This is a genomic window from Neobacillus niacini, from assembly GCF_030817695.1.
GTDB lineage: Bacteria > Bacillota > Bacilli > Bacillales > Cytobacillaceae > Neobacillus > Neobacillus niacini_F.
On sequence record NZ_JAUSZQ010000007.1, the window covers coordinates 32872 to 51023 of the forward strand.

The 18152-nt window shown below is 37.1% G+C and carries 16 protein-coding genes and 2 pseudogenes; all 18 read left to right on the forward strand.

All coding sequences use genetic code 11. The features are described from left to right. Positions 1-2: 2 nt before the first annotated feature. Positions 3-1400 (forward strand): UbiD family decarboxylase, encoded by a 1398-nt coding sequence (locus QFZ28_RS28025; RefSeq protein ID WP_307197884.1) that lies wholly within the window; start codon positions 3-5, stop codon positions 1398-1400. Between the two features lie 116 nt (positions 1401-1516). Beyond that, a pseudogene (locus tag QFZ28_RS28030) lies at positions 1517-1769 on the forward strand (ferredoxin). 344 nt (positions 1770-2113) lie between these two features. After that, positions 2114-3196, forward strand: coding sequence for a TAXI family TRAP transporter solute-binding subunit (locus tag QFZ28_RS28035; RefSeq protein WP_307197885.1), 1083 nt, complete (start codon positions 2114-2116; stop codon positions 3194-3196). After that, on the forward strand, positions 3196-5091 hold the full coding sequence (locus QFZ28_RS28040; protein ID WP_307197886.1) for a TRAP transporter permease: 1896 nt from the start codon (positions 3196-3198) through the stop codon (positions 5089-5091). Before QFZ28_RS28035 ends, QFZ28_RS28040 begins: the two co-directional genes overlap by 1 nt. A 413-nt stretch (positions 5092-5504) precedes the next feature. Next, the gene (locus QFZ28_RS28045) at positions 5505-6314 is read left to right on the forward strand and encodes an alpha/beta fold hydrolase (protein WP_307197887.1); all 810 of its coding nucleotides are present in this window, start codon (positions 5505-5507) and stop codon (positions 6312-6314) included. Between the two features lie 48 nt (positions 6315-6362). Further along, complete coding sequence (locus QFZ28_RS28050; RefSeq protein ID WP_307197888.1) at positions 6363-6824, forward strand: pyridoxamine 5'-phosphate oxidase family protein; 462 nt, start codon at positions 6363-6365, stop codon at positions 6822-6824. Positions 6825-7628: 804 nt separating this feature from the next. Continuing rightward, on the forward strand, positions 7629-9404 hold the full coding sequence (locus QFZ28_RS28055; protein WP_307197889.1) for a sigma 54-interacting transcriptional regulator: 1776 nt from the start codon (positions 7629-7631) through the stop codon (positions 9402-9404). Between the two features lie 227 nt (positions 9405-9631). Further along, a complete protein-coding gene (locus QFZ28_RS28060) occupies positions 9632-11029 on the forward strand; it encodes a sigma-54 interaction domain-containing protein (RefSeq protein WP_307197890.1) in 1398 nt (465 codons plus the stop codon). Between the two features lie 65 nt (positions 11030-11094). Then, the gene (locus QFZ28_RS28065; protein ID WP_307197891.1) at positions 11095-11271 is read left to right on the forward strand and encodes a hypothetical protein; all 177 of its coding nucleotides are present in this window, start codon (positions 11095-11097) and stop codon (positions 11269-11271) included. Between the two features lie 90 nt (positions 11272-11361). Then, positions 11362-12171, forward strand: coding sequence for a molybdate ABC transporter substrate-binding protein (gene modA / locus QFZ28_RS28070; protein WP_307197892.1), 810 nt, complete (start codon positions 11362-11364; stop codon positions 12169-12171). Positions 12172-12328: 157 nt separating this feature from the next. Continuing rightward, a pseudogene (locus tag QFZ28_RS28075) lies at positions 12329-12595 on the forward strand (spore germination protein); the annotation flags it as partial. Positions 12596-12777: 182 nt separating this feature from the next. Then, positions 12778-12948 (forward strand): hypothetical protein, encoded by a 171-nt coding sequence (locus tag QFZ28_RS28080; protein WP_307197893.1) that lies wholly within the window; start codon positions 12778-12780, stop codon positions 12946-12948. A gap of 1272 nt (positions 12949-14220) precedes the next feature. Continuing rightward, on the forward strand, positions 14221-14514 hold the full coding sequence (locus tag QFZ28_RS28085) for an alpha/beta fold hydrolase (RefSeq protein ID WP_307197894.1): 294 nt from the start codon (positions 14221-14223) through the stop codon (positions 14512-14514). 137 nt (positions 14515-14651) lie between these two features. Continuing rightward, positions 14652-14837, forward strand: coding sequence for a 4-hydroxyphenylacetate 3-hydroxylase C-terminal domain-containing protein (locus QFZ28_RS28090; RefSeq protein WP_307197895.1), 186 nt, complete (start codon positions 14652-14654; stop codon positions 14835-14837). Beyond that, complete coding sequence (locus tag QFZ28_RS28095; RefSeq protein ID WP_307197896.1) at positions 14827-15156, forward strand: 4-hydroxyphenylacetate 3-hydroxylase C-terminal domain-containing protein; 330 nt, start codon at positions 14827-14829, stop codon at positions 15154-15156. Before QFZ28_RS28090 ends, QFZ28_RS28095 begins: the two co-directional genes overlap by 11 nt. 156 nt (positions 15157-15312) lie before the next feature. Next, positions 15313-15399: a VOC family protein gene (locus QFZ28_RS29915; RefSeq protein ID WP_373428183.1), complete on the forward strand. Its 87-nt coding sequence runs from the start codon at positions 15313-15315 to the stop codon at positions 15397-15399. 111 nt (positions 15400-15510) lie between these two features. Further along, positions 15511-16602, forward strand: a complete 1092-nt coding sequence (locus QFZ28_RS28100) for a tartrate dehydrogenase (protein WP_307197897.1) — start codon at positions 15511-15513, stop codon at positions 16600-16602. Between the two features lie 286 nt (positions 16603-16888). After that, complete coding sequence (locus QFZ28_RS28105; RefSeq protein WP_307197898.1) at positions 16889-18133, forward strand: ABC transporter substrate-binding protein; 1245 nt, start codon at positions 16889-16891, stop codon at positions 18131-18133. Positions 18134-18152 lie beyond the last annotated feature (19 nt).

The window sequence follows — 18152 nt, forward strand, 5'->3', positions numbered from 1 at the left end:
TTATGAAAGCAAGGACATTTCGCACCTGGTTAGAGCATCTTCAATTGACTGACCGTTTGGCGGTAATTGATCGAAATGTTAGTTTACAGTATGAAATTGCAAAAGTAGCGAAAAAATTGGATGGCAAAAAAGCATCATATTTTACGCAGGTTGAAGATTATACTATTCCTGTTGTTTCTGGTATTTGCTCGACAAGGGAAGATTTTGCAGAAGCGTTGGAAACGGACCAATATGGGGTTATTTCCAAATTCACCGAAGCTGTGGCTTCTCCCGTTCCTTGCCGATTGCTAAACAAACAACAAGCGCCTGTCAAGGAGAATATTATCTTAGAAAATATCGATTTAATGAAAATGCTTCCAATTCCTGTGCACCATGAGGAAGATTCAGGTAATTATATCACTGCTGGATTGTTTATTGTTCGGGATCCAGTTACTCGGAAACAGAATGTTTCGATTCACCGCCTCCAAATTTCAGGAAAAAATAAAATAGGGGCCCTAATCTTACCCCGCCATACTTTTCATTTGTATAAGCAGGCCGAGGAGGCGGGAAGACCACTGGAATGTGCGATCGTCATTGGAGTTGATCCGGTGACCTTATTAGCATCGCAGGCAAGCACTCCGTTCGGAGTAGATGAACTTGAAATCTCAAGCGCGCTTCGGGGAGAACCATTGGAAGTGGTTCGTTGTGAGACGGTCGATATCGATGTCCCGGCTTACGCGGAAATTGTATTAGAAGGCAAAATTCTTCCTCATGTTCGTGAGCCTGAAGGACCTTTCGGAGAATTTCCGAAATACTATGGACCACGCAGCGACAAAGAGGTGATTGAGATTACAGCGGTAACTCACCGAAATAACCCGATTTTTTATACAATTGTCCCTGCTGGATATGAACACCTTTTGCTTGGTGGCATTCCCCGTGAAGCAAGTCTATTCCAAAGTGTTCGCCAGACTGTTCCGTCAGTAAAAGCGGTGCATATGAGTCCAGGTGGTACATGTCGCTATCATGCCATTGTTTCAATAAAAAAACGAAATGATGGTGAAGCGAAAAATGCAATTTTTGCTGCCCTTGCTAACAGTTTTGATATTAAGCATGTTGTTGTTACTGATGAAGAGGTTGATATTTTTAATATGGAAGAGGTGGAATGGGCAATCGCTACCCGCTTTCAAGCGGACAGAGATTTCGTAGTAATCCATGAAGCACAGGGTTCGAAGCTTGACCCGTCTACCCGCGATGGAGTTGGCTCAAAGATGGGGTTTGACTGTACAGTTCCGTTAAACAGTGAACCGATGCAATACTTACGAATTCAAATTCCTGGTTATAATGAGGGCAATCTAGAAGACTATATCAATCCTGATAAATCGATTCAATCTGTTCATCTTGAAGGAGATAAAAATTTGTAAAACAGAGCAAAACTTCATGAAAAGACGTTTAGACTATCCTTTAAGGATAGTCTAAACGTTTACTGAAGCATTGTGTTATGTAAAGGTTATAAAATCAACTACTGGGAGTGTTGGAGATGGCAAAATATATAATTGTAGAAAGAGACATGCATAGCTTGCGGAGCATGTGGTTCCAGTGCTCCAGATATATTCGATTATGATGATGATGGAATTTCGTATGTGATACTTGATAATAACCAAGGAATTACCGCAATATCAGAAAATCTCTGTGATGATTTGGAAGACGCCATTGATGGGTGTCCGACTGATTCCATTAAAATAGCTGATGAACCTTTTAATGGAAACCCTTTAATGTATGAAAAAGTATAATTCAATTTTTATTTTGTTTACCTTCATAACAAATGAGAGCAAAATCATTTCGAACCAGGCTGGAATACTTGCAAGCGACTGACAGATTGGCAGTAATAACAGGGAAGTAAGCCTCAAATACGAAGTGGCAGGTGTAGCGTAAATGATGTGAAAACATCAGCCGCCTAAGTCTATAAACAGTGGACATATTGTAAGCCGAACTATACAAAAAGCATTAGACCAGTTCGAAATGGAGGCTAACCTGTTTATCGATAGAGCGGGATGTGAATCTTGTTTACGAAAACTGCACTGTTTCACACCATTGGATAAAATCAATAAGATTTTACTCTTAAGGAGGATTTCAAATGAGAATAAAGCAAGTAAAGGCAATATTTATTGTTTTTGCCTCTTTTTTGTTATTTACAGTAGGATGTTCCTCATCATTGCCTTCTAATCAAGTGAAGATTACTACAACAAAGCTATGGGCACAAAGTGAAACTAGTAAAGAGAAAATTGGAGGTCCCTCAGTTAAGCTGAAAATAGCAACTTTGACACAGGGAAGCCCCTGGTATGTTTACGGTGCGGCAATGGCGGAAGTTTTAAGGAAAAACATGCCTGCTGGATCTGTCTTTGACGTTCTTCCTTATGCAGGCGGGATAGGTAATCCAACAATGGTGGCTGATAAAAAGTCAGAGCTCGCTCTTAGTTTCAGTGTGACGAATAAGTGGGCTTTTGAAGGCAACGTTGCCTATGAAAAAAAACATGATAATATCCGTGCACTGGCAGGAAATTTTGACCAGTATTATGTAGGAATCGTATTAAGAAAAGATTTTACAGACAAATACGGTATTGAAAGCCTCAAAGACTTAAAAGAGAAAAAAGTACCAGTTAGGTTAATGGCTATTAATGTAGGTAGTTTAGGAGAATTTGCGACCAGTCAGATCTTGGAACAATACGACTTAACTTACGAGAATATTAAACAAAATGGCGGATCTGTATCACATACAACATTTGATGTGATTCAACAAGCCTTCCAGGATGGAAGGGCCGATATGATGATCCAGGTTATTACAAAGGGACATCAGGCCTTTACCGAAATTGCCCTCAGTACTCCGGTAAAATTCATGCCGATTGACGATGATGTCGTAAGAAAATTAGAAGGAATCGGATATGAAGCAGCTGAACTTCCAGCCGGCGGATTTAAAGGACAGGATGAGCCGGTGAAAACGGTTGGATTCCCGACAGTGCTTATAGCAAATCAAGATCTCCCGGAAGAACAGGCATATAACATTACTAAGTTAATTTCTGAGAATAAATCTGATTTGGTTGCAGTGCACAAAGCATTGGCAGCATTTAATCCGGAAGAAGCTTGGAAGCCTGAAAAACTAGGTATCCCTTTACATCCGGGAGCAGAGAAATACTATAAAGAAAAAGGATGGTTAAAATAATGAAAATGTTAAAAAGTCCGGTTTTTTTGGTGGCGGTCAGCTGGTCATTATACCATCTTTATACAGCAGCATTTGGCTCATTACCAGCGCTTGCTCAGCGGGCGCTCCATATCGGGTTTGCTCTTGCTCTGGCATTCCTGCTTTTTCGGATATCGAAAGATGAAAGCAAAAAGTGGGTAAGGGCAATTGACTATCTTTGTGCCATGCTATCGATGATCATCGCAGGATATATTTTTGTGAATGTAGACAGGATAGGTTCAAGGGTATGGTTTGTTGATGGGATTAACGGGACAGACTACTTTTTCGGAATTAGTTTGATTTTACTGCTTTTAGAAGCATCAAGAAGAATAATAGGCAACGCCATGACAATATTGGCAGTCATATTTTTAGCCTACGGATTTTTAGGGGATAAGGTTCCAGGGCTATTGGCGCATCGAGGCTTAAGTTTAAAGGACATGATCGATTTGCAGTTTTTATCTCCTCAGGGAATCTTTGGAGTTCCACTTGCGGTTTCCGCTGACAGTGTTTTTTATTTTGTTTTATTTGGAGCGTTTCTTGAAGTCTCTGGAGGCGGAAAGCTGTTTAATGACCTGTCCTTTTGGTTAACAGGAAGGTATAAAGGCGGCCCAGCCAAGGCAGCCGTCATCTCTGGAGGTTTAATGGGAAGCATCAGTGGAAGTGCCGTAGCAAATGTGGTTGCCTCTGGTATTTTTACGATTCCTTTGATGATAAAAACAGGATATTCACGCAGGTTTGCTGCAGCAGTAGAAGCCGTTTCTTCCACAGGGGGCCAATTGATGCCACCGATCATGGGGGCATCCGCTTTCGTAATGGCAGAGACGCTTGGTTATCCTTATGCAACAATTGCGTTTGCTGCGATTATTCCGTCCCTCCTCTTCTATATTCAAAATTTCTTAGTTGTCCATTTGCAGGCTTCGAAAGACGGCATGAAAGGGATGGCGAAGGAAGATATGCCTGATATTAAAAAAGAGGTAAAAGATCGGGCCCATATGATAATTCCTCTTATCCTGCTGGTTTATCTTATGATGGGAGGATTTTCTCTCCTTACTTCAGCGTATTACGCCATTATTGCTACGGTTGTTATAAGTTTTTTGCGTAAAACTACCCGTATGAATATCAAGCAAGTTCTTGAAGCGTTAGAAAGCGGGGCAAAGCAGGCCTTGCAAGTAGCCATTCCTTGTGCCTTAGCAGGCATTATCATCGGCGTCATTTCATTTTCCGGATTAGGTTTGAAATTTACCGAAATGGTAATGGGTCTGTCTTACGGCAATCTTTATTTAGCTTTGATTCTTGTTGCGATGGCCACTATTGTTATTGGGATGGGTTTACCAACTACATCCGCATACATTATGGGGTCCATTTTAATGGCACCGGCCTTGGTCACTTTCGGCATTATTGACCTTGGGGCACATATGTTTATTTTTTATTTTGCCATTTTGTCAATGATCACACCTCCAGTAGCTTTGGCCTCCTACAGTGCAGCGGGAATCGCCGAGTCAAATTTGTCAAAAACGGGTTGGACATCTATGTTTCTAGCAGGTTCATCCTTTTTAATCCCGTTTGCCTTTGTTATTAATCCAGCTATTTTATTAATCGGATCTCCTCTAGAAATTGTTATTGTCACATTATTTACAATATTAGGAGTTTTTGCTTTTTCTGCAGCCATTATCGGTCACGTATTTACACATACGGCTTCAATTGTAAGGGCTTTCTTGATCGTCGCTTCCATGCTGTTAATCTACCCTGAGACGATTACAAGCCTGGTAGGAACGGGTGTGCTTGTCATTACTCTTTATTATCAAAAACTGCACCAGAAGAAACAGCTAATCGTGTCTGAACAAGATGCTTCTCTCTCTAAGTCGGGAAATTTTTAGAACACAGCAAACCCTGTAGCAGCACTCTTATTTTTCGTCTACCGGACAAATGCTATATACTTGAACCCTGCCGACTTAAAAGCAGGAAAAGATAAGAATGTTTTTTGTACTTAGTTTTCATTTTCCTATCTAGCTCCAGGCGCCATCGGCTCGAGGTCATAAGCCAATCCGTCTAGAAGGTTAAAGAACAACCTTCCAGCCGGCTCGTCTTATGCTTGGCGCCGATAGACGTGCGCCTTGAGCTTTTCTTATTAACAAAGTTAGAATAAACTGCCTTTTATAGAGATTAAATGATGCTCTTAATCAAATTCGAAAAACAATCATTATGAACATGATAAATAGTGATTTATAAAAGGTTTTGAACCAAAATAATTATTTGTAACATCTAAGTTTTTTTAATTGGAGGGAGATTTATGTCTTTTTTGAAAACCTATAAAGAAAGTTTATTTTATCATAATCAGACCGAGAATCTGAATACCACAGGAACCCATGAGGGAATTGTATTCCTTCATAGTTTGGGTACAGATCATCAGATGTGGAAATATCAATTAGAGGATTTAGATGGAAAGGGAAGGTTATTAATCGCACCCGATGCCCGTGGACATGGAAAATCTACCTGGAATACAGGAATCAGCTTGGATCTTTGGGTGAATGACATTTTACAGTTAATAGATTTCTTAGGTTTACAAAGGATAATTATTTGCGGTGTTTCTATGGGGGGTGTTCAGGCGCTTGCTTTTGCACAAAGATATCCAGATCGTGTTAGTGGTCTTGTACTGGCAGATACCTTCGCCAGGATTGAACCGGAAGCAGTACCTGAGAAAATCAGATTGACGGCGGGAATTGCCAAGGAATTGGGGATGGAAAAGTATGCAAACCAATACCTGGATCAAACTCTATCATTTTCGAATACAGCCCAAGCCATTCGCGAAACTTTGCGGAAGAGTATAGCAGAGATGGAGACAGGAGCCTACCAGAAATCAGCGAAAGCCTGTTTTTCCGCAAGCTTAGATAGCGGATTAAAGAACTTAAATATTCCAACACTTGTATTGATAGGAGAGAATGATCAAAAAACTCCACTCTCCTACTCCCAAGTGATTGCAGAAAGTATTTCCGGTTCAAACCTAATGGTTGTTCCGAGGGCATGTCATCTGGCTAATGTGGATCAGCCGAAGGAGTTTAATCATTTATTAAAGGAGTTCCTCTCCACATTAGAAAGTTAAACTTTAACTGCAGTCATTTGTTGATATCATAGGAAAAGGTGAGTAAATATGGATAATCAGAAGATTTCAAAGGAGTTATATAAACTCTTAAACGGGGAAAATTTGGATACCAAACAACACGAAGCTATGATGTTGCTTACTATGACCGAAGACTTTTGGCCTCATATAGCTATGATTAGTGTGGGTGAGATTGTAGCAAAGGATTGTACCAAGCTAAGATTGGCGCTTTGGCCGAATACTACCACAACTCATAATATCCTTCGAACTAGTCAAGCCACTTTTGTTGTATTTTTCGCAGGAAAAGCTCATTACATTAGGCTTTCCCTACAGAGGCTGACTCCCTTATCAAATGCAAAGCATACAAGAGAACGGTTTTCAGCAGAAGTTGTCTCAGTTCGAGAAGATACAGCAAAATATGCGGACATTACGTCAGGGGTCAAAATTAATTTAAAAGATTCAGATACTGTTATCAAACGTTGGTATGAAATAATTGAGGAATTATTAAGATGAAAAAACAAATCTTTAGATGGTTAAGATACGAAGAATGTTGATAGATGAGAGACTCATACAGATTTCTAGCAGAATAATGGTTCTGGTACAAAAACCACTCACTAGAGACATGGATTCCTTGTTTCCTCTAAATTAATTCCTAATGAAGATAATCCAACAACTGATATTTCTGATTTTGAGCAGACCTCCTTTTCATAGAAAAAAGAGACTTGTTTCATGTTAGCTGCAATTAACTTAAACAAATTTTTAAAATAAACTAAATAAAATTTTAAAAATACATGTTAGGGGTTTATTGTATATTAAGTTATGAAAGCGTTTACTATATATTGTTTAATAAGAAGAAGAGTAAATGACAATTTTGCTTTTACCCTAATTATTAAAACATTTTTTTATTATGCTATGACAATAGGTTAAAGTAAGTAATAAGCCATCGTAAATGAATATACGATGGCTTATTACTTACTTTAGGGAGAGCGAAATCATACAATAATCAATTTATGTAAAAGGATTCAGCCAATTCTTTTAAGTAAAGGTATAATCGATCGTGATTTTTAACTAAGCTGTTAAATAAAACAATGTTTAAGTTAATTAGCGTTTCTAAGACAACTTTGTTCTTATACCAATAACGTGCATTAAATTTCGTGTAGCTATTTATTTTTAGATTCTCAAACCTTTTTTTCTATTAAAGAGTGGATGAATATTAAAATAGCACAAAATGATTTCCTTCCTTTTCATCTATTCATTTAGAAATGTTCCCCAAAATATGCAATTCTTGCAAAAAATATGACAATAAGGTGATGTACCATGAAATGGACAGATATTATCGAACAAAATGTTCCTGTTGTTCAGAGTGCTGATCCTATCTGGAAAGTGTCTGAATACATGAAGATTGCAGAATTAGATAAGCTTCCTGTTTTGTCTGATCAGAATTTCATAGGAATTATTCATGCGAGAGATTTACTAAATACAGATTCAGATCGATCCATCGAAGAGTACATCGATAAGAAATGTGTAACAATCGACTGTACAACCGAGCTTCATCGCTTGCCATCCTTCACCAATCAATTCCTTCCTGTAGTAAAGGACGGAATTTACTGCGGCAGTATTAGATCGGATAAAATTTATCGCTACCTGCAGGATGAATTGAATCAGTTGATGCTGGTCATAGATAATTCTTACGATGGCATACTGATTACCGATGGAGAAGGCTGTATCCTGCATATCAATAAAGCATTTGAACAGATAGCTATGCTGAGCAAAGAGGAAATAATCGGGATGAACATGACCGATTTAGTTGATAAAGGACTTTTTCTGAATGATTCTGTTGTGATGAAAACGCTTGAATTAGGAAAGTCTTATACTAACATTCAGAAGTATAAAAACACTAGATTATATACTTTGGTTACAGCCACGCCGGTTTGCGACCAAAAAGGAGATTTGATCCGGGTTCTGGCAAACGTTAGGGATATCTCTGAATTAACTAGAATTCAGGAACAACTGGATGAATCTAAAAAGTTGACATCCCTTTATCAATCTGAACTCAAACAGTTGCGCTTTGAGAAAATAAATGCGTCAGGGAAAATAATTGCCCATAGCCAAGAAATGCAGGAAGTTCTTGACCTTGTCTATCATGTTGCATCATGCGACTCTACTGTGCTGTTACTAGGAGAATCCGGTGTTGGGAAAGAAGTCATTGCCAAGGTGCTGCATGAAAACAGCCTGCGTGTAAAAAAAGATTCATTCATGAAAGTCAACTGCGGATCGATTCCCCCTAATTTGCTAGAATCCGAATTGTTCGGATATGAACAGGGCGCTTTTACTGGGGCGAAAAAAGGAGGAAAGCCAGGTATGTTTGAGCTGGTCAATAACGGAACCCTTTTTCTCGATGAAATCGGAGAGCTACCTTTGGAAATGCAGGTAAAATTGTTGCGGGTTCTTCAGGAACAGGAAATTATGCGTGTTGGTGGGACACAAACGATCAAGGTTAATGTAAGGATTATCGCTGCAACTAATCGAAACCTGGAAAAGATGGTGAAGGAAGGTACGTTCCGGCTAGATCTCTATTATCGCTTAAATATCGTGCCAATTACAATCCCGCCGCTAAGGGAAAGAAAGGATGATATCACTCCGCTGCTTGGTTATTTTTTGAAGCAGTTTAATGAGAAATATCAATATACGAAACGCTTTTCAAAAGAAGTAGTGGATCAATTGTTATTGTACCACTATCCTGGGAATGTGAGGGAATTGTCCAATATAGTGGAACGACTCGTGCTAACCTACCGTGATGATGTCTTAGAACCGCGCCACCTTCCCAAGCATATACGCGAATGCAGCAAGGCGGAAGAAAATACGATGATCCAACAGGACGAACCTAAGGCTGACTTGAATATCATTAAGCTGTTTTGGAACGATCCGGCAGAAGGAGATAACCTGTTCGAGCACGTGGAAAAGGAAGCGCTGATCCAAGCCCTTAAGAAATACGGATCAGTTCGAAAAACCGGAAAGGCCATAGGAGTATCCCATACAACTGTACTTAATAAAATGAAAAAATTTGGGGTTGCCCTTGAGGAGATACGCTAAAGGAAGATAACAATAATTCCTTTGATTTAGAATCATTCTTTTCAGACTATTGGTATTTTAGGGTGAATTTCGTTTTTTATGAGACTTAGAAGCGTTTCTACTAAAGCTTAACTTATCGTAAAGCAAGAGTCTCATAATTTACAAACGTCTTGTATGATGTGAAAAGTCAATACAAAAAATATTCTCTTCAATAATAATACTATACTATTAGATTGTAGGAGGGGGACATGGGACTTACAATGGTGCCTGACTTAGAATTATATCGGACGATTGTGGAAAATTTCCATGATGGAATTTTGGTGATGGATCAGGAAGGAAGAATTTTATTGGTCAATCAGGCAATGCTCAAATTAAGTGACCTGCCTCGAAAAGCCTATGCTGGGCGGAATATCCGGGATATTGTAAATAGTGGAATCTTTCAAAAACCATCTGTCACCTTAAGAGCCTTACAGGAAAAACAAATGATAACCGACTTTCAACAGTATCAGAATGGAATTAATGTCTTGGTTACAGCAATCCCCATGTTTGATGATGAAAACCGTTTAATTCGGATGCTGTCCATTACCCATGATATTACCGAGCTGATAAATATGAAGAAAAAGGTAGAAGAAATTGAAAGGCTTTCCTCCAAATATTATACGGAACTTTTGGAACTTCGACAGCACCATTCCAAACGGGGAATTATCACCGCTAACAGGCAAATGGAGGAAATCATCGAGCTTGTTCATTATATTGGTCAGACTGACTCGATGATACTTCTATTGGGCGAATCTGGGGTAGGTAAAGATGTCTTGGCTAGGGAAATCCATGAGACAAGTAAGCGGAAAGATTCTGGAGCTTTTATTAAAGTGAACTGCGGGGCCATCCCAAAGGATCTCTTGGAATCTGAATTCTTCGGCTATGATACCGGTGCCTTTACCGGTGCGAAGAAAGAAGGGAAGCCGGGGCTATTTGAACTGGCAGATCAAGGAACATTGTTTTTGGATGAAATCGGAGAGTTCCCCCTGCATCTTCAAGCGAAACTTTTAAGGGTCCTTCAAGATCAGCAGTTTACTCGGGTCGGAGGAACGAAGGTGATTCAGGCCAATGTGAGGATTGTCACAGCAACCAATAGGGATTTGGAATCTATGGTCTCCAGAGGAGAATTTCGGGAAGATCTTTATTACCGATTGAATGTCATCCCAATTCATATTCCGTCATTAAGGGAACGAAAGGACGATATCCCATTGTTAATAGGTCATTTTCTTCGAAATGTCAATAAGGAATATGAAAAAAATAAATCACTTTCTAAGGCCGCTATAGACATTCTTTGTGCATATCACTGGCCAGGTAACATCAGGGAATTATCGAATATCATAGAGCGGCTTGTTCTTACCACCAAAAACGATGTAATAGAACCTAATGAGCTGCCCATAGCAAAGAAAAACGAAGATGTCAATCTATCAAAACTCCTAAAAAAAGAGAAAGCTGGAAAAAACTTATTTGAGTCTGTGGAGAAAAATCTAATTGAGAGCATGATCCAGCAGGAAGGGAGTATTCGCAAAGCAGCCAAGACTTTGGGCGTTTCACATACGACTTTAATCCGCAAAATGAAAAAACATGATATAAAAGTCTCTTCAACGTAGAAGAAGCCCGCCAATAAAAGCTGTGATAGAATGAAAACTTTCCTTACTGCAAACTCCCTACATGTATGGGAATTAAAAAAGTAAAGACCCATATCTTCCTAAATGCAATTATATTACTTGTTTCAGCGTTAGCGATGGCAAAGGAAAATATAGAGAAAAAGCCGCTTGAAAAAGAAATAGTGAAAAATTCTGCAGGTATGCCCAAAAACAGGATCATCAGAATATTTCTTGAAGCATCATAGAGATCACATTTTTCCAGGTGCTTTATTTTTTTAACTTTTTTCTTAAAAATCTATTTTTGCAAAATCCTCAGTTAGAAAAGGATGAGAATAATGAAGAAATTATATCATTTATTTTCCTCAATTATGTTGTTAATGATAGTTACAACTGGTTGTTCAATTAATGAACAAGGTAAAAATCCAGAAGAACAGAATAACGATTCTTCTAATCAGGAAGTGGAATTAACTGTTTCAGCCGCTGCAAGTTTACAAAGAGCTTTAAATGACATAAAAACGACTTTTGAAAAGGAATATCCTCATATAAAAGTAGTCTATAACTTTGGATCTTCAGGAGCTCTTAAACAACAAATTTCTCAGGGAGCACCTGTCGATCTGTTTTTCTCTGCTGCTGAGGACAAATTCGATCAATTAGTACAAGAAGGGCTAATTGAAAAGGAAAAAAGTATAGACCTTGTCGGAAATGAAATTGTACTTGTCGTTCCTAAATACTCAGATAAAGTCATCAAAACTTTTGAGAATATCACCAAAGTTAAAAGATTTTCCATTGGCACCCCGGAGTCTGTACCGGTAGGAAAATATGCTAAGCAGACTTTAGAAGACTTAAATGTCTGGAAAGCTGTTAAAGGAAAAATCGTATATGCCAAGGATGTTCGCCAAGTGCTAACGTATGTAGAAACGGAAAATGTAGACGCAAGAATAGTTTATATGACCGATGCGTTGATTTCACAAAAAATTGAAGCTGTAGCAACAGCTAAAAAAAATACTCACGAACCAATTATTTATCCAGTGGGTGTGATTAAAAACAGTATTCATCAAGAAGAAGCTCAACTATTCTACGATTATCTCCAAAACGAAAAGTCTATGGAGAATTTTGAAAAATTTGGATTTAAATGTCTAAATTAATTTAAAAGGGAACATTTTTTGATCATCGACCAGTTCGTTCCCACAAGTTCAAAGAACGGAAAGACCGAACAAAACAGTAGCAAGCTTGGTGGAAGCGGGACATGCCTGTGATCTCCACTAATTCAGTAATTTTGATTTTATCCCGATGTGCGTCAATAAAACAGGAGGACGAGCTTGTGTTCCATTTCCCGCTGTTATCGAAGTATTAGTAATAGAAATCTCAATGGAGGAGTTACGGGAAGCAACCGTTCGTCTGCCGAAACAAGTAGGTGGATCATTATCGATTGTGGGGATGCTGGTTATCGGCCAAGCAGCTGTGGATGCGGGATTGGTAAGTCCCATTACGGTAGTTCTAATCGCGTTAACAACGATTTGTCCCTTTGTAACACCGGCTTATACTGCTGCCTTCGCATTGCGAATATTGCCATAACTATTGAAAAGGAAAACTTAGGATAAATATTTTGAATTAAATGGGCGTTGAACAAGAAATAAAAAGGTATTTATGATTCTAACCAAGAAATTACAATAAAAACTATTTCTTAGGGAGAAGACGTAATGTTGATAAGACAAACAAAACAAAATTCAAGATATAAAGGAGTAATAATCATGACCCAATTATTTGAGACACTAGTAGTAAATAAACAAGAAGATCAATTTTCTGTTGAGATTCAGAAGCTAACACTTCATATCTATTTTTTCACACCCTTTAGGTCGGGATTTGACACCCTTTTTATCTTTCCATTATTTACAAATGTTCTAGCTTCCGATAATATATAGTTATCGGAACTTAGCAAAAAAACAGCAGTTATGAGTGAACAAATGACCGTACCTCAGAATGAAAACTTTTTACAGATTGAAAAGACAAGTAGAAAAAATAAAATTTTATATTCAAAACTCTAATTCATAAAGTGTATAAATATGGATATTTAACTTTTTCTCGTAAAGCGAGAATTAAAGGATTTAAGTCCAGAAGACAGTATAAATAACTTCTAAAAGAAAGTAAGCCAATACTAGACGCTTTTTTGTTATGATAAAAATCCCCCATTACATCCTTCTAGTCCCTTTTTACAATTAAAAAGTAGCGTTAATTCCTATTACTACAATTAATATTAAAAAATATTTAAAAAATTCAAAATGATATTGAAAAATAAATATTAATATATTAGGTTTAAGTAACAACAATGATGGGACTTGGTTTTGATTAGAGAAGAGAGAGGTTAGGGGTAATACAGGCTTCTCGTAAATGCTCAATTTCTCTTTCAGTTAAAATTTTGGAATACGTTTCTCCACTTTTGGTTCTTTAATCTTTGCTGCTGGGCTCTTTAATATGTATCCTTTTTTTCATGTGACCAGCGAAACAATGACTTTATAAATCGTATTCACTAAGCCAGGGAGATGGTTTTAGACGTTTACTCGATTTTGCCAAGTATTCCTTTAAGTGATCTGTATTTAGAGTTCCAATCTCTACATCTTTAAAATGCCGAATAAGTACTGTCTATTGAAGACGATATGCCTTTAATGTTTGTGGTGAAAACCCCTCAATTCGGAAACGGCCGCGTCATTCAAAACCTATTCGAAAAAATACTTGCCAACCTCTAATCGCATCGTTAAAATCCCCAATACTAAAATTGGTTGCTACTCCGAATAACAAAATAGTCTCTGTTCTACTTTTCTTGTGTATTTTAGATAACACTGAATCCAATAACAATTAATTATGTAGACTTTGGTTAGGGATAGGGGTTAAATTCCCTTGTCCAAGTAGGATTGGTACCTGTTCTAAAAATAAAAAGCCCAAACTTTTTACTTAAAAGAGTTTTGAGCTTTTTAATATTCTATTATTAGGTGATATTGTATAAAATTGCTTGGGGAAATATTGAAAAATTTTATTAAATATAACAAAAATCGTTTAAAGACTATTCTGAATATATTGACAAGCAAACACTAATATATTAGTATTTTAAGAAGGGATTAAAACATTTTCATAGTGTTTATAGGACTTAAATTAAAAATTAATATTGTTAAAGGAGGAAAAACATTTTTAAATATGATGTGAGCATTTGGAATGAATTATCTGGTATTTCATTTAAGCAATATTTTGTTGAACCTGCCTCGACAATCCGCGTGTTGACCCAATTAGCTAAAGGGGAACCACTTATTTTGCTGCACGGAGTAGCCGGCCATATTGAGGCGTATGCAAGAAATATAAAAAGTTTAAGTGAGCATTTCCGAGTGATTGTTAAATTGGATATGCAAGGACACGGTTATACGGGGAAACTTGATAGCCCATATACTTTAGATGAGTACGGTGATCATTTATTATCAAATTTAAAGCGCTTTCACTAGATGAGGTCCATTTATCAGGTGAATCTCTAGGTGGAAGGGTATCAGCTTGGTTCGCGGCAAAACAACCACAGTATGTTAAAACATTGTTACTCAATACACCAGGAAATATTAAAGGCAAACGGGAAGTTATGAAATAGTTGAAAGAATCCTTAACGACGAAATTACAATTTGTTGCGGGTATAGCTATGAGGGCAACTGAAGTAATTAATACTAACGTTTTTCCTCAAGTTCAGGATATGATAGGGGAATTAGCAACCTGTATTGAATTATGCTGGGTTGCGATTACGTCCGCTGAGGAAAATGCACAGCCGAATGAAGAATGAATTTTATATACCTGATTTTAGACCTTTAAGGGCTATTCGTAACTCTGGAAATCGCTGGTATCCTCGATCACGAGAAATACTTCAATTAATTTTAGCAGGTGGATTAATGTATCAACCAGCCTCATTTAGTGTATTCGATAGTCCGATTAAAGAGGATATTAAAAAAAATTTTAGAGGTGCAAATATCTCTGCGAAAGAAAAAATACAAATTTATAAAATTGCATCTGAGTTAGCCGTTTCCGGATTCGGCTCAAGACATGAGCTCTATGAGCGCTATTATGCAGGTGATCCATTATTCTTAAGAATCAACTCCCAATAAAAAAATTATGATAAATCTGAGTGTTTATCTCTTGTAGATGGGTTACTTAACCAAATCAATACAGATAAAACTAACCAGTAAAGCAACTAATTTAAAACTTTTTTTATCTATTAATTAATATATTAGTATTTTAATTTAGTGTGTCAAGGAGAATATATGATCTTACGATTTGGAAAAATTGAACTTTTTGTAAGCAATTTAAATAAATCAAAAGACTTCTATGTAGACGTATTAGGATTATAGAAATAATACTTAGAAAGTTAAAGACAACACAAGTGGAGTGGTTTTTTCAAGAATGAACCACAGGTTGTATGATATTAAATGATTCGCTAAGGAAGAAGGTTTGCTTTCTTTATGAAACTTAATAAAATTGCAGTTATTCCTGGGGATGGAATAGGTCCTGAAGTAATAATTGAAGGAATTAAAGTATTAAAAACAATCGCCGATTTAGACCAACGTTTTCAATTCGAATTCACATACTTTCCCTGGGGCTGTGAATATTACTCCAAATATAACAAAATGATGGATGAAGATGGAATTGAAAAGCTCAAGGAATATGAAGCCATCTACTTAGGTGCAGTGGGATTCCCCGGAGTTCCCGATCATATCTCTCTTTGGGACCTTCTTTTAAAAATACGAAAAAGCTTTGACCAATACGTAAACATCCGACCTATAACTCTATTAAATGGAGCACCTTATCCATTAAAAGATGTAAAAAGGGAAGATATCAATATGCTCTTTATTCGCGAGAATAGTGAAGGTGAGTATGCTGGTGCGGGTGATTGGCTTTATAAAGGAAAAGAACAGGAAGTTGTTATACAAAACAGTGTTTTTTCCCGAAAAGGAACTGAGAGAATCATTCGATATGCTTTTGATACTGCACGGAGAGAAAAAAGATCTTTATCGAGTATAAGTAAAGGAAATGCTTTAAATTATTCTATGGTATTTTGGGACCAAGTATTTGAGGATATTAGTAAGGAATATCCGGATGTAGAAACAAGTTCCTACTTAGTTGATGCGGCTGGGATGCTGATGATAAAAGATCCAAAGCGTTTCGAAGTTGTCGTAACGTCCAATCTATTCGGGGATATTTTAACTGATCTTGGAGCAGCCCTTGCTGGTGGTCTTGGTTTGGCTGCAGGTGCCAATATAAATCCAGAGCGAGAGTTTCCATCTATGTTTGAGCCAATCCATGGCTCTGCACCTGATATAGCTGGAAAGCAGATTGCAAACCCACTAGCAGCTATTTGGTCTGCAAGCCAAATGTTAAATTTTTGGGGATATGAATCGTATGGGAAACAAGTATTGGCTGCAATAGAAAATTTACTTATAGAAGGAAAGCTTCTAACACCTGACATGAATGGACATTCTTCAACATCGGAGGTTGGCAGCCGTGTAGTAGATATTATAAAAGCTGCATTTAAAAGGGAAGAAACTAGCAGATAATAATTATATTTCTTGATAAAAAAATAATAGACTATTCAGAATATGTAGACATTAAAATCTAATATATTAGTATTTTAAAAGGAGGTGCTGTTTCTAAGGATAATAATATGGTGAAAATAGAAAAAAAGAGAAATTACTGAAAGAAAGTAGAACAAATATTTTGATATTATTATTAAAGTATCTTAAAAAGTAAGGAATTTAATCATGATCCATTTTCTCAACTTAGAAAAAGTGAAGAAATTGTAGAAGAGTTTTTCCAAACAACTATTTTGAAAGGGGTTTCAATATGAAAAAGGCTCTTTATATTAATCTTTTACTTATTTTCATTTTGGTAATATCCGGCTGTTCTAGTAATTCTTCTAACTCAGCTAATACAAATACCAAATCAGGCGATTATTTACAAGGAGTTACAGATGATGAGATTCTTGTAGGACATTTAGGACCACAGTCAGGGCCAGCAGCAACATTTGATAATATGAGAAAAGGGATTGAATCTTATTTTAAATATGTTAATGAAAATGGTGGAGTTAATGGACGAAAACTAAAGTTAATTGCTTATGATGATCAATATCAGCCTTCTAAAGCTGTGCAATTGGCTAAACGTCTAATTGAAGAGGATAAAGTATTTACCATGTTAGGACCAGTTGGAACTGCCAACAATTTAGCAGTTTTAAATTACTATAAGCAAAAGGAAATTCCAATTACAATCATTAGTTCAGGTGCAAAGCCATTTGCTGATCCACCAATTAAAAATATCATGGGTTTGAATACCGTAAACTACAGTATTGAAGGTAGAGTCTTTCTGGATTATGCAGTTAATAAACTTGGTGCTAAAAGAATAGCAATTGCCTACCAAAATGACGATTTAGGAAAGGAAGGGTATAACTCTATAAAGGAATCTATTAAAAATTATGAAGGTGTAGAAATTGCAGCGGAAGTTAATTTCCAATCTACCGATGTAGAATTAAGTTCTCAAGCTAAGAAACTTCAAGAAGCAAACCCAGATGTAATTTTGCATTTTTCAACACCTGCGCCTGCGGCGAATCTTAAGAAATCAATGTATAAAATAGGATTAAAGGATATCCCATTTATGGTTTCATATGTAGGTGGAGGGGATACAAATTTATTTAACCTTGCGGGTACAGATGTTTGGAATGGTACGATTTCAAGTTCGATGATTGAAATCCCTCAACAGTCGGATGATGCAAGTGCAAAATTATATGAAGAGCGGTTTAGCAAGGATTGGCCGAAGGCTCCACTAATTGGTTATGGACAATTAGGATGGGCAGAGGCAGAGGTTTTTGTAGAAGCATTAAAACGTACTGGCAAAGATTTGACTTGGGAGAAATATTTAGAAACTTTTTATACATTTGATAAATGGCAGGATTCCATGTTTGTAGATGTATCTTTCTCAAAAGATAACCATTATGGCCTTACTTCATTATTTATGACTGAAGCAAATAATGGAAAAATTACACCTATATCTGACGTCATTACCTTTGATCCAGTATCAGGAGGAATCAGCTATTAATTGAAAGGAGCAGAGCAGG

Bases quoted from the DNA above. Each gene is read 5' to 3' on its own strand.
- QFZ28_RS28045 (WP_307197887.1), top strand. From the start codon at position 5,505: ATGTCTTTTTTGAAAACCTATAAAGAAAGTTTATTTTATCATAATCAG.
- QFZ28_RS28080 (WP_307197893.1), top strand. From the start codon at position 12,778: ATGACCCAATTATTTGAGACACTAGTAGTAAATAAACAAGAAGATCAA.
- QFZ28_RS28055 (WP_307197889.1), top strand. From the start codon at position 7,629: ATGAAATGGACAGATATTATCGAACAAAATGTTCCTGTTGTTCAGAGT.
- QFZ28_RS28065 (WP_307197891.1), top strand. From the start codon at position 11,095: ATGGGAATTAAAAAAGTAAAGACCCATATCTTCCTAAATGCAATTATA.
- QFZ28_RS28095 (WP_307197896.1), top strand. From the start codon at position 14,827: ATGAAGAATGAATTTTATATACCTGATTTTAGACCTTTAAGGGCTATT.
- QFZ28_RS29915 (WP_373428183.1), top strand. From the start codon at position 15,313: ATGATCTTACGATTTGGAAAAATTGAACTTTTTGTAAGCAATTTAAAT.
- QFZ28_RS28025 (WP_307197884.1), top strand. From the start codon at position 3: ATGAAAGCAAGGACATTTCGCACCTGGTTAGAGCATCTTCAATTGACT.
- QFZ28_RS28035 (WP_307197885.1), top strand. From the start codon at position 2,114: ATGAGAATAAAGCAAGTAAAGGCAATATTTATTGTTTTTGCCTCTTTT.
- QFZ28_RS28050 (WP_307197888.1), top strand. From the start codon at position 6,363: ATGGATAATCAGAAGATTTCAAAGGAGTTATATAAACTCTTAAACGGG.
- QFZ28_RS28105 (WP_307197898.1), top strand. From the start codon at position 16,889: ATGAAAAAGGCTCTTTATATTAATCTTTTACTTATTTTCATTTTGGTA.
- QFZ28_RS28060 (WP_307197890.1), top strand. From the start codon at position 9,632: ATGGGACTTACAATGGTGCCTGACTTAGAATTATATCGGACGATTGTG.
- QFZ28_RS28040 (WP_307197886.1), top strand. From the start codon at position 3,196: ATGAAAATGTTAAAAAGTCCGGTTTTTTTGGTGGCGGTCAGCTGGTCA.
- modA (WP_307197892.1), top strand. From the start codon at position 11,362: ATGAAGAAATTATATCATTTATTTTCCTCAATTATGTTGTTAATGATA.
- QFZ28_RS28100 (WP_307197897.1), top strand. From the start codon at position 15,511: ATGAAACTTAATAAAATTGCAGTTATTCCTGGGGATGGAATAGGTCCT.